This is a genomic window from Pseudomonas sp. (assembly GCF_041601375.1).
Lineage (GTDB): Bacteria > Pseudomonadota > Gammaproteobacteria > Pseudomonadales > Pseudomonadaceae > Aquipseudomonas.
Window position 1 is genome coordinate 1 of sequence record NZ_JBFIIG010000134.1, and the last position, 11,607, is coordinate 11,607.

12 protein-coding genes and 1 riboswitch are annotated in these 11,607 nt (G+C 62.6%); of the genes, 6 read left to right on the plus strand and 6 right to left on the minus strand.

Going from position 1 to position 11,607, the window contains the following annotated elements; genetic code table 11:
- From ABZE94_RS15925 to ABZE94_RS15940, 4 genes are all read right to left on the minus strand, one after another.
- A partial coding sequence (locus tag ABZE94_RS15925; protein WP_372876465.1) for a DUF1989 domain-containing protein occupies nucleotides 1–305 on the minus strand: 305 nt, incomplete at its 3' end.
- A gap of 10 nt (nucleotides 306–315) precedes the next feature.
- Nucleotides 316–1,107 (minus strand): ABC transporter ATP-binding protein, encoded by a 792-nt coding sequence (locus ABZE94_RS15930; protein WP_238039682.1) that lies wholly within the window; start codon nucleotides 1,105–1,107, stop codon nucleotides 316–318.
- The gene (locus ABZE94_RS15935; protein ID WP_238039681.1) at nucleotides 1,104–1,919 is read right to left on the minus strand and encodes an ABC transporter permease; all 816 of its coding nucleotides are present in this window, start codon (nucleotides 1,917–1,919) and stop codon (nucleotides 1,104–1,106) included. Before ABZE94_RS15935 ends, ABZE94_RS15930 begins: the two co-directional genes overlap by 4 nt.
- 179 nt (nucleotides 1,920–2,098) lie before the next feature.
- On the minus strand, nucleotides 2,099–3,166 hold the full coding sequence (locus ABZE94_RS15940; RefSeq protein WP_372876466.1) for a putative urea ABC transporter substrate-binding protein: 1,068 nt from the start codon (nucleotides 3,164–3,166) through the stop codon (nucleotides 2,099–2,101).
- 65 nt (nucleotides 3,167–3,231) lie between these two features.
- Nucleotides 3,232–3,341: riboswitch (guanidine-I (ykkC/yxkD leader) on the minus strand.
- Nucleotides 3,342–3,646: 305 nt separating this feature from the next.
- On the opposite strand from ABZE94_RS15940, the gene ABZE94_RS15945 reads away from it, so the two are divergent.
- The 6 genes from ABZE94_RS15945 to lapD all read left to right on the plus strand — a co-directional run bounded on the left by ABZE94_RS15945 (nucleotide 3,647) and on the right by lapD (nucleotide 7,725).
- On the plus strand, nucleotides 3,647–3,820 hold the full coding sequence (locus ABZE94_RS15945) for a hypothetical protein (protein ID WP_372876467.1): 174 nt from the start codon (nucleotides 3,647–3,649) through the stop codon (nucleotides 3,818–3,820).
- Nucleotides 3,821–3,855: 35 nt separating this feature from the next.
- Nucleotides 3,856–3,972: a hypothetical protein gene (locus ABZE94_RS15950; RefSeq protein WP_372876474.1), complete on the plus strand. Its 117-nt coding sequence runs from the start codon at nucleotides 3,856–3,858 to the stop codon at nucleotides 3,970–3,972.
- Nucleotides 3,973–3,996: 24 nt separating this feature from the next.
- Nucleotides 3,997–4,227 carry a hypothetical protein gene (locus ABZE94_RS15955; RefSeq protein WP_372876468.1) on the plus strand — a complete coding sequence of 77 codons (231 nt, stop codon included), beginning with the start codon at nucleotides 3,997–3,999 and terminating at the stop codon, nucleotides 4,225–4,227.
- A 27-nt stretch (nucleotides 4,228–4,254) separates the two neighbouring features.
- Nucleotides 4,255–4,710 (plus strand): hypothetical protein, encoded by a 456-nt coding sequence (locus tag ABZE94_RS15960; RefSeq protein WP_372876469.1) that lies wholly within the window; start codon nucleotides 4,255–4,257, stop codon nucleotides 4,708–4,710.
- A gap of 350 nt (nucleotides 4,711–5,060) precedes the next feature.
- Nucleotides 5,061–5,768 carry a cysteine protease LapG gene (gene lapG / locus ABZE94_RS15965; RefSeq protein WP_372876470.1) on the plus strand — a complete coding sequence of 236 codons (708 nt, stop codon included), beginning with the start codon at nucleotides 5,061–5,063 and terminating at the stop codon, nucleotides 5,766–5,768.
- Between the two features lie 22 nt (nucleotides 5,769–5,790).
- Nucleotides 5,791–7,725: a cyclic di-GMP receptor LapD gene (lapD, locus tag ABZE94_RS15970; protein WP_372876471.1), complete on the plus strand. Its 1,935-nt coding sequence runs from the start codon at nucleotides 5,791–5,793 to the stop codon at nucleotides 7,723–7,725.
- 204 nt (nucleotides 7,726–7,929) lie between these two features.
- Here lapD and ABZE94_RS15975 read toward each other — a convergent pair whose 3' ends face one another.
- Nucleotides 7,930–8,268 carry a tryptophan synthase subunit beta gene (locus tag ABZE94_RS15975; protein WP_372876472.1) on the minus strand — a complete coding sequence of 113 codons (339 nt, stop codon included), beginning with the start codon at nucleotides 8,266–8,268 and terminating at the stop codon, nucleotides 7,930–7,932.
- Nucleotides 8,269–8,341: 73 nt separating this feature from the next.
- A partial coding sequence (locus tag ABZE94_RS15980; protein WP_372876473.1) for a beta strand repeat-containing protein occupies nucleotides 8,342–11,607 on the minus strand: 3,266 nt, incomplete at its 5' end.

Below are 11,607 nucleotides of genomic sequence, written 5' to 3' on the forward strand. Positions count from 1 at the left end.
ACGCCGCCGAAGCTGTCGTGCCAGCCGCAGGTGTCGGCGGTAATGGCGGCGAGCACGCGGCCCATGTCCGAGTACAGGCAGTGGCCGGCAGTCAGCTTGGCGGTGTGCTGGCACTTGAGTGAGTCGGGCAGGTTGAGGCGCTCGCTCTTCTCGGCAGCATTGAGCAGCAGCAGGCTGACGTTGGCGCCGCCTTCGAGGTCGGTGAGGCGCAGCAACTGACCGCGCTTGAGCACGAACGAGGTGTGGCCGCCACCGGGGAGCAGCTCTTCATAGAGCGTGGGGCGCAGGGTTAGTGAGGCAGTCATCTGGTGCTCCTTACGCAGCAGGTTGCAGGTTGCCGGTGATGTGCGCCGGCAACGCCTCGACCGCCGCGCGGTTGGCGCGGCGGTCGCTGTTCAATGGAATGTCGTAGGTGATGCGCGCGCCGAAGGCATTCGGCGCGTGCGGGTCGACGCGAACCTTGTCGAACACCAGCAGGCGGGTGCCGAGGCTGAAGCCTTCGCTCAAGTCGTGGGTGACCATGAACACGGTCAGCCGGGTTTCGCGCCAGAGGTCCAGCAGCAGTGCATGCATGTCCTTGCGAATACCCGGGTCGAGGGCGCCGAACGGCTCATCGAGGAGCAACACCCGCGGCTGCATGATCAGCGCCTGGGCAATGGCCAGGCGTTGCTGCATGCCGCCGGACAGCTGGGTCGGGTATTTGTCCAGCGCGTGGCCGAGGCCAACCTTGCTCAGCATCTGCGCCGCCTGTTCGCGGGCCTCGCGCTTGGCCTTGCCGAACAGGCGGCCCAGCAGGGGCGAGCGGGGCAACTCCAGGCCGATGGCGACGTTGTCCAGCACGCTCAAGTGCGGGAACACCGAGTAACGCTGGAACACCACGCCACGGCTGCTATCGGGTTCGGCGGCCAGTGGTTGGCCGGCCAGCAGGATCTGCCCGCGGCTGGCGCGTTCCTGACCCAGTAGCAGGCGCAGAAAGGTCGATTTGCCGCAGCCGGAGGCGCCGACCAGGGTGCAGAACTCGCCTTCGCTGATGCTCAGGTTCAGGCGTTCCAGCACCACCTGGTCGCCATACTCCTGCCACAGGTTGTTGATCTGGATAAAGCTCATGCCTTGGCTCCTTCATACCAGGGGAAGACCAGGCGGGTCAGCTGGCGCAGGCTCAGGTCCATCAGCCAGGCGAGCAGGGTGACCCAGACCACGTAGGGCAGGATCACGTCCATCGCCATGTAGCGGCGCACCAGGAAGATCCGGTAACCCAGGCCGTCGGTGCTGGCGATGGCTTCGGCGGCGATCAGGAACAGCCAGGCCGAACCGAGCACCAGGCGCAGGGCGATCAGCAGGCGCGGCAGGATTTGCGGCAGGACCACGCGCAGGATCAGGGTCCAGGTGCTGGCCCCCAGGGTCTGCGCCTTGATCAGCAGCTCTGGTGGAATTTCCCGGGCGCGCTGTTCCAGGTCCCGGGCCAGCACCGGGGTGATGCCGATCACGATCAGCATCACCTTGGACAGCTCGCCGAGGCCGAAGCTGATAAACAGGATCGGCAGGATGGCCAGGGGCGGCACCATCGACAGTACCGTGAGCAGCGGTGACAGCGGCGCCCCCAGCAACGGCAGGGTGCCGGCGGCGATACCCAGGCACAGGCCGGCGACGGCAGCGATGCCCAGGCCCATGCCGAGGCGTTTGAGGCTGGCGGCCGTGTCCTCCCAGAACAGGTACTTGCCGCTGCGCTTGTCTTCGCTGAAGGCCAGGCGATCGACCGCCGCGACCATCTGCGTGGCGCTGGGCAGCAGCTTGTCGTTGGGGTTGTCCGCCAGACGCTGGGCCGAACTCATGAAGTAGGCGAACAGCAGCAGGGCGAAGGGCAGCAGCACCAGGATAAAACGGCCGGTGCGCTCGGGTTGGCGGTTGATCAGGCGCATAGTTATCTCGTCGTGCGTAGGGTGGATGATGCTTTTTTCATCCACCATGGAGGCGCGAGGTGGTGGATGGGTGAAGCGTCATCCACCCTACGATGTGCCGTTTACATGAAGGCGTGCGGTTACAGTGATGTAGGGCGGATGAAACCCGCGGGTTGCACCCGCCCTACGCCTGCATTCCGCTACAAGGCGCCGTCGGCCGCCATCTGCATGTAGCTCGGGTCGAAGCGCAGCTTGAGGTTGCCCTGGTCGCCGGTAACCACTTCGCGGGCGAAGCTCATGCCGATGGCGTCGCTGCTCTGCGCGCCTTCGCCGAGCAGGCCGTGACTGAAGGAGAAACTGGCCACCTTGCTCATGGTCGCCGGCAGTTTCGGGCTGTTGGCGAAGGCCACGGCATCCTTGGCCGAATAGAACATCTTGGTCACCGCCAGTTGCGCTTCGTAACCGGCCAGGTCGGTGCCGGAGGCCTTGGCCATGTGCTCGCGGGCGGCTTTACCGGCAGGCGAGTCGGCGCTCATGGTCGCCATGATTTCGTACCAGGCACCGGTCAGGGCTTTGCCGAAGGCCGGGTTGTCGTTGAGGGTGTCGCTGTTGACCACCATCAGGTCGATGATTTCGCCGGGGATCTGGCTGGAGTCGAACACCTTGGTCACGCTCGGCGTGGCTTCGATTTCGGCCAGCAGGGGGTTCCAGGTGACCACGGCCTTGACGTCGTCGGTCGCGAAGGCCGCCACCAGATCGGCGTCCGAGGTGTTGACCACGCTCAGATCCTTCTCGCTGAGGCCGGCTTTTTCCAGGCCGCGAGCCAGCAGGTAGTGGGAGACGGAGAGCTCGACCAGGTTGACCGGCAGGCCCTTGAGGTCGCCCAGGGTCTTCTTCTCACCCTTGAGTACGATGCCGTCGTTGCCGTTGGAGAAGTCGCCGATGATCAGCGCGGTGGAGTCGATGCCGCCGGCTGCCGGGATGGTCAGGGCGTCCATGTTGGTCATGCTGCAGCCATCGAACTGGCCGGCGCTGTACTGGTTGATCGACTCGACATAGTCGTTGATCTGCACCACATCGATACTGATGTCGTATTTTTTCGCCCATTTGTCGACGATGCCTTCGGCGGCAGCGTATTCCCAGGGCATCCAGCCGGCATAGATGGTCCAGCAGACGCTGAAGTCGGTTTTAGGCGCGGCGTGGCTAGTGAGGCTGATGGTGGCGGCAAGGCCGGCGGCGAGTACTGCGATCAGGCGGGGCGTACGCATAGGGAACCTCCAGTTCGAGTAGGGCGGCAGGAGTGCGCGGCGGTTTCCTCATTACTGAGGACGCGTTCTCCCGGGCTTTTATCCCGCCGTGTAACCTCGAAGGAGGTCGCCAACTCTCGGACCAGCCACTCGTCGATCATCTGATCGGCGAGCCGGAACCCTAGTCGGCTATTGCAAATTGTGGTGCCGCGATCCCGTAACACCTAATGCACCACGGGATATTCCTGCACACCTGAGCCTAAGCGAACATCGTGCCAGTTGTGCCCGTCGCTCTGCCATGGGCCTGCGCGGGTCAACTCGTTATCGAAACTGCGCTGTCGTGCGCCCTTATGGTGCGCGACTGCGCTGGTGTGCAGTGTTGCGGTGCAGGAACGTCTGGCTGAATACAGTGTCAGATCTGCTAATTGCGGTAATTGAAATGTAGCAACAGAGTGTCAACCGGAGTGCCTCAGGCCTGCGGCAAATTAGGGAGTATTGCAGATGCGTGTATTAACGATGATGGCTTTAGTGCTGCTGCTTGGCGGTTGCAGCGTCAGTGCACCCGGTGTGCATGCACGCATTGGCGAGCCGGTGCGGATACATGTCGATGGCTATGAAGGTGGCCATGGTGGTGGTTTCTGCCCGCCGGGCCTGCGTATGCAGGGGCGCTGCTAATGAGGACCTGTTTGAGCTTGTTGCTCATTGCAATCATGGCCGTCAGCGTGCAGGCCTGCAGTCTGCGCTTGCCGGGTATCGGCATCGATATCGGTGACAGCGGTGGCCCGCCACACTGCCCGCCAGGGCAGGCCAAGAAAGGCCGCTGCTAGTCCAGCACTTTCTCCCCCGGCCAGTTGTCCAATTATTCAAGAGAGTACCCGGAAGGCCAGCAGTCGCTGGCCTTCCTCTTATCAAAAAACCAATATTTCATTGATTTTATTGATTATTTTATGAGTGGCTTTAGCCGCGAATTCTTCGCGGCACAGCAAAGCTTCGCGGCTGAAGCGGAACGCCGCCCGGCCGCTCCTACAGGTACCCACAAGCCGACAGACACGATTGCCCCCCGTTTGCTGCGCGACGGGTGATCTCTTATCGTATTCACGGAGGTCTCCATGCTCCATAAAGCCATGCTTGTTGCCCTGCTGGGGCTGTTTCTAACCGGTTGTGCGGTGTATGGCGACGGTCACCGTTACTCGGGCTATGACCGCCATCACTATTCGGACAGCCGCTATCGGGTGCAGCGCTACCCGGTGTATGTCGCCCCGCGGCATTCCTACGGTGACCACCATTACCAGCAGCGCCGTTACGATGATCGTCGGCATGATCAACGCCGCTACCTGCCTGCACCGCAGACGCGTCACTACAGCAACGACCGTCGCATAGAGCAGCGCCATGACGGGCGCCGCGATCGGCGCGGTCAAGACCACCGCGCAGCGCAATCGCATCAGGGCTGGGACGGCAGGCAGAACAATCGGCATAAGCAGCAACAGCGCTCTTCGAATCGGCAACAACGTGACCACGGCTCGCGCACTGGTGATCGCCGCGGTTGGGAAAGTCAGCACGACTAGTTGAACCGCCGCAGCGCACGCTACCGTGCAAGCCGTAGCGTGCGTTCTGCGGGCAGGGGCGCCGGCTCAGCTGACATCGCCTGCGTTACGCACACCTGAAGACGCCCTCGCGACGGCCTTCGATATTTTCGCAACCTCTGATCTCGGCTATCGCCCAGCTGTTTCGATAGCCCTTGACGGCGCCAGTCCTGGCTCTTCGTCTATCGCCATATCCTCGATCCGACCGTTGTGTCGTGCATGTGAGTTGCGCCGGCAGCCGGTTCAGGGCGCCTCGCTTCTGCGCATTTTCAGGATGATGGCAGTTGGCATTTGTGTTTTGCCGACGTCGCCCGCACCATGGCGCGGGCCTGATGTGTGGAATCCTCAGTTTGCAGACCGGTCGTATCGAAATTGCGCGCGCGTATCGTCGCTGGCCATGGCTGGCGGCCTTGCTGCTGGCCGTTTTACTGGTCTGCGGTACGCTGGCGGCCGACTGGGATTTCAGCCTGATCAGCAAGCGTGCCGAACAGTTGTACGGGCCGCTTGGGCAGGGTCGTGGCCGCATCGATGATTGGCAGCGACTGCTGCAGGAGCAGGCCGGGGTCAGCGAAATGGAGCAGCTGCAAGCGGTCAACCGCTTCTTCAACCTGCGTCTGCGCTTTCGTGACGATATCGAGATATGGAAGGTCAACGATTACTGGGCCACGCCCGTCGAGGCGCTGTTTCGCGGGGCCGCCGATTGCGAGGATTATGCCCTCGCCAAGTACTTCAGCCTGCGCCAGCTGGGGGTTCCGAGCGAGAAGTTGCGCATCACCTACGTCAAGGCGGTGCGTTTGAATCAGGCGCATATGGTGCTCACCTATTACCAGCATCCCCAGGCCATGCCGCTGGTGCTGGATAACCTGATCGATGCCATCAAGCCAGCCAGTCAGCGTAGCGACCTGGTGCCTGTCTATGCCTTCAACGCCGAGGGGCTGTGGCTGCCCGGTGCAGGCGGCGGCAAGCAAGTCGGGGACAGCAAGCGGCTGTCTCGCTGGCAGGATTTGTTGAAAAAAATGCGCGCCGAGGGATTTCCTTGAACGCGCTTAGTGGGGGTCACTGATGTCACTGTTCAAGCAGTTGTTTATCGCTATCTGCGTGCTGATGCTGGTGAGTTTCACCGGCAGTTTTCTGGTCAGCGTGGAGAGCTCGCGCGAGCAGCAGGTCAACCAATTGCGCGCCCATGCCCAGGATGCGGCGACAGCCTTGGGGCTGTCGCTAAGCCCGCATGTCGAGGATGTGGCGATGATCGAGCTGATGGTCAGCTCGATTTTCGACAGTGGTTACTTCGAGAGCATCAGGGTGCTCGACCCGGCGAATGGGCAGGTGATAGTCGAGCGCAGTGGGGTGCCGGTCAGCGGGGAAGCGCCGCAATGGTTCGCCAATCTGGTGGATCTGGCACCCGCCAGCGGCGATGCCATCGTCAGCGACGGCTGGCGTCAGGCGGCGCGGGTGCAAGTGGTCAGCCATCCGCTGTTCGCCGTCGGCAAACTGTGGCAAAGCGCCCTCGGTGTGCTGCTCTGGTTGGCACTCAGTGGGCTGTTCTGCATCGGTCTGGGCGTACTGCTGCTCAAGCGCCAGTTGCGGCCGCTGGATTATATGGTCGAGCAGTCCAACGCCATCGCCCGGCGTGAGTTTCTCAGCTTGCCCGAGCTGCCCAAGACTCCCGAGTTCCGGCGGGTGGTCAATGCCATGAACCAGATGGTCGAGAAGCTCAAGGCACTGTTCGCCGAGGAAGCCGCGCGCAGCGAGAAGCTGCGTGCCGAGGCTTATCAGGACAGCCTCACCGGGCTGGCCAATCGGCGCTATTTCGATCTGCAGCTGCAGGCGCGCGTGGGTCTCGATGAGCACGCCGGTAGCGGTTTCATGCTGCTGCTGCGGGTCAACGACCTGGCCGGCCTCAACCAGCGCCTGGGCGGCCAACGTACCGACCAGTTGCTCAAGGCCATCGCCGTGCAGTTGCAGCAACTCAGCCAGGGCCGCTACCTGTTGGCGCGCAATCGGGGTGGCGAGTTTGCCGTGCTGGCCGCCGGCCTCGATCGCAGTGAGGCGGAGCAGTTGGCGGAAAGCCTGGACGGTGCCCTGGCCAGCCTGCAGCAGACCGGCGCCAGCGACTGTTTGCCGGTCGCGCATATCGGCATGACGGCCTTCGCTCCGGGCGATCAGCTCGCGGCCATTTATGCCGCGCTGGATGCGGCGTTGGCCCAGGCCAGCAGCCAGAGCCTGCAGAGCTGGGCCTGCAGCGAGCACGACGCCCAGCGGCCTGCCGCCGACGAGCGGCAGAGCTGGCACGGTCTGCTGGATCAGGCGCTCAATCAGGGGCGTTTCCAGCTTTATGTGCAGCCGGTGGTGAGCGCGGCCGATCCGGCGCAGGTACTGCACCTCAAGGTGCTCGCGCGCCTGCTCGATGAGCAGGACAATCCGGTACCGGCGGGGCGCTTCCTGCCCTGGCTGGAGCGTTTCGGCTGGGCCACCCGTCTCGACCTGGCCATGCTCGACTGGGTACTGGCGCAGCTGCAGAGCAACAGCAGCAGTGTTGCGCTGAGCCTCTCCGGCAGCACCATTCGCGATCCGCAGGCGCTGCAGCAACTCTATGAGCGGCTGCGTCAGCATGCACATCTGGGCGCGCGCCTGACCCTGGAGCTGGACGAAGACCAGTTGCCCGATGCCGCGGCCCTGGAGGCGTTGACCGTGCGTCTGCGCAGCCTCGGCTTCAGCCTGGGGCTGCAGCACTTCGGTGGGCGCTTCAGCATGATCGGTAACCTGGCCAAGCTCGGCCTCAGCTACCTCAAGGTCGATGGCAGCTATATCCGCGCCATCGACGCCGAGAACGACAAGCGCCTGTTCATCGAGGCCATGCAACGGGCCGCCAACAGCATCGACCTGCCACTGATCGCCGAGCGGGTCGAAACCGACGGCGAGTGGCAGGCCTTGCGTGACATGGGGATCGAGGGCGTACAGGGCCGCTTGTTTGGCGAACCGGGTCGCTGGAGTTGAGGTGATTTGCGTCAGGGAGTGCCCGACCAGACCTTAGCCTGGAGCACTTGGTCATGGGCATGGCCCACACCGTAGGGCGTACTCGCGAAGCAGTACGCCGTGTACGCTGCGCTCATGAGCGGATGGCGTTCCGGTTCAGCCTACTAACTGATAATGGAACCTGTGGGAGTGGCTTCAGCCGCGCAGCCTTGGAGTCGCTGCTGCTCAGATCAATCCGGAATCATCGTCACCGATCAGCCGATGCAACCCGCCAAGGGCATCCCGTGCCTTGCTGCGGCCGACCAGTTTGGATTGCGCCGCTTCGGGCAAGTCGGTGATGCGTACAACCCCTTTCTGGATCAGCACGGTGATCAAGTCCTCCAGTACCCGGATCATATCCAGGTCGCTCTGCTGGAGCTGGAGCAGGCTGTTCTCCACCGTCTGATTGGCAAACCAGGCCAGCGCCTCCTGATCATCAGCGGCGAGCTCGCCATCCATACCCTCGAACGGTGATGCCTCAACCTGTTGCAGGTTGCCCCAAGTATCGCGTTTCACATACAACATCGATCACTCCCTAGCGCCAACGAATTCCCTTGAACGAAAACCCCGCTTACCGATGTTAGCGGGGTTTTGGCCGTCAGTGGTCGATCTTGACGATCGGGTCGGCACCCGCGATCAGCGAGTTGACGATGTCCGATGAGGTCGCCCCATAGCTGGATAGATCGACGTTGGCACCGCCGTTTTCCAGGTGAATGGTCACGTCGGTACTGCCGCCTGCGCCGAATTGGCCAGTGGTGCTGATTTCCAATGTCGATGTCGCTGTATCGACGCGCAGGAAATTGAGGATGTTGCCATCGTTCTCGCCCTGCAGCAGATCACTGAGGTCGATGCGGTCGCCTTCGCCGACGTTGAAGTCGGTGATCTTGTCGTTGCCGGTATCGCCCGCACGCCAGACGAAGGAGTCGGCGCCTGTGCCGCCGAGCAGGATGTCATCACCGGCGCCGCCGATGAGGATGTCGTTGCCGGTACCGCCGTCGAGGGTGTCGTTGCCAGCGCCGCCATTGAGGCTGTCTTGACCGGCGCCGCCGCTGATGTAGTCGTTGCCGGTGCCGCCGACAAAGGTCGAATTGGCCGAGCCGCCGATGATGGTCTTGGCCACGCTGGCGCCGTCAGTGATCTCGAGAGACAGCGTCGGCGCGAAGCCAGTGGGCAGCGCCGAACTGGTGACCAGGTAGATCTTGTCGGTGCCCGAGACCGCCGTAGGGCTGCTCAACAGGGACGCATAAGGGCTCAGGTCGTATACGCCCTGGGCGTTGGCGTTGATTTCCTGGTAGCTGCCGTCGGCCAGTACCACGTTGATCGACGAGCCGGCCGGCAGGTCGCTGAGCGTAAAGCTGGTGATGGTTTCTGGCGTGCCCACCTTGTCCTGCACCACGGCATACACGTCCAGCGGATAGCTGTAGCTGGTCAGACCCGTCGGGTTGGGGTCGATGGCGATGTACTCGATCTGGAAGCCGTTGTTCTTGGCGTTGGCGCCGAACGCATTTGCAGCGCCCAGGCCGATAGCCAGGTTGCTCATGTCGGCGCTGATTGAATAGGTCACGTTGGCGGATTCATTGCCGCCCTGATTGAACAGGCCGCCGTCCAGCGTGGCGTTGAGCGTGGCTTTGGTGATGGTGCCGGTGATGCCGGTGAGGTTCACGGACCAGCTGCCGCCTGTAGTGACCGTGGCAACACGGGTCACTGTGCTGGTGACGCCGGCGTTGACCACTTCCAGTTGCAGTTCCACCTTGAGGTTGGTAGAGGACACCACGCTGGTGGATGAGGTGCTGATGGCGCCAGTCAGCGTGCTCTGCCCCACCAGGTCGGCGGTTTCCAGCTTGCTGCTGATCTTGACCACGTCATCGGCAGAGTTCTTCAGTCGCAGCGCCAGGTACTGCATGCCGGTCGGGAAGCTGAAGTTGATCGCTTCGTTGCCGTCGATGCGTTGGGACTGGGTGCCGTTGTCGCCCGGGCTGTTGACCCCCAGATTGTTGCCGCCCGACCAGTTGAACGTGGCGTTGCTGCCGGTGGAAATGGTCACGCCATTGCCGAAGGTGTACTGGCTCTTGCCGGTCAGGCCGACGTCGCCAGTGAAGCTGATTTCATTGACGACTGGCGCGCCGATGACGATCGAGACATCGCTGCCGGGTATGGCGTCGGCCACCGGATTGATGGTGATCACGCTGGTGTCGGTGTCAGTCAGCACGCCGCCAGCGCCGGTATTGCCACCGTCGTTGCTGGTCATGTTCAGGGTGACACTGCCGCTGTCATCCTTGAGCGGAACATAGCTCGGCTGGGTCGCCGGCGATGCCAGGTAGGCGTTGATGTCGGCGAGGGTGCCGCTGAGCACCAAGGTGCCGCTGCCCGTGCCGCTCACGCTGACGCCGCTGGCTGCTGCAGCACTCAGGCTGCCGCGGGCAACTGCCAGGGTGACGGTGATCAGGCCCGAAGCGGCGTCCACATCGCTCACCGACAGTCCGCTCAGCTTGATCGCCGTGTCCTCATTGGTGACATAGCCAGCCGGTAATTGATTGATCGGCGCGTCGTTGACGGCGTTGATCAGGATGGAAACGGTGGCCGGCGTTTGATCCACGTTGCCGGCGACATCACTCGAGAGGTATTGGAAGTCGGTACTGCCATTCCAGTCGGTGTTCGGTGTGAAGCTCAATCTGGCCTGATTGCCGATTGCCGGAATGGCCTGGCCAATCAGGACCTCCTGGCCGTTGTAGATCAGTGTGCCGTTCGCCGGTAGGCTGGTGATGGTGAAGTTGGCAATGCTGCTGGCGTCATCGGTCGCATTCAGGATGATGGCAATGGGGCCGGAATCCTCATTTCCGACAACGGCTACATCGCCGGTTTCGGGGGCGCCCGTATCACCGATGGTGATGGTAGTGGCAGTCGATTCGGTGTCCGTACCGTCTTGAGCCGTGGCCGTCACGGTCACACTCAGGTCGCCAACCGGGTTGCCTGGGACAGTCATCTCCAAGCCGGTGATGGTGACAGCCTTGGTGTCGGGATCAATCGCCACATTATAAGTGCCCACTGTTTCAAGGAGCAGCGTCCAGGTGCCGTCACCGTTATCTGTACCGGCGGATAGGGTGGCACCAGTGGGGATCTCGACCGTAATGCTGGCAATCGACTCGGAGTAATCGATGTCCGTCGGCGTAGCCGTGATGGTCAACGGATAGTCGATGTTGGAGACAAACTCGATCGAGTTGATCAGGTAGTCGTTATCACCACCGCTCGGGGCGCTGAACTCGATTCGGCTGATCGCCGCACCGGTGCTGCTGGTCAGCGTGATGGCTGGATCGACGACATCGGTCAGCCCGGCGATTGTGCCGCTGCCGATGGAGTTGCCGGCGCTGTCGAACAGTTCATAGGTCGCCCTTTCGCCAGTGTGCAGCCAGGCAAAGCTAACGGTCGCACTAGCGACCGGGGCATCGAACTCCACAACGAGCCGTTCCGACTTACCGCCAGATTGGCCCAGTTCGTTATCGTTGCCGGAGGCACCTCCCGCGACCCCGAAGCCATCGGGACTGCCGTTGATGGAAACTACCCCTGGATTACCGTCGAGACCGATGGCACTGACGCTATAGCCCTGACCACTGGCTGTGACGTTGGCGGTGTTGATGGTTGTGGTGCTGATGCTGGCTGCGCCCAGTTCGATGGTGACGATGGGCGCATCGGCCACTGGGGTCACATCGAAGGTGAGCGTGCTGGAGCTGCCGGTGTTGGTGGTGTAGGTCGCTTGCGGCGCATCACCGTTCCAGTCGGCCACGGGCGAGAAGGTGTAGTCGCCGTTGCTGGCGATGGTCAGGGTGCCGACATTCGTGATGGTGGCGGTCTGGCCGGCGCTGTAGA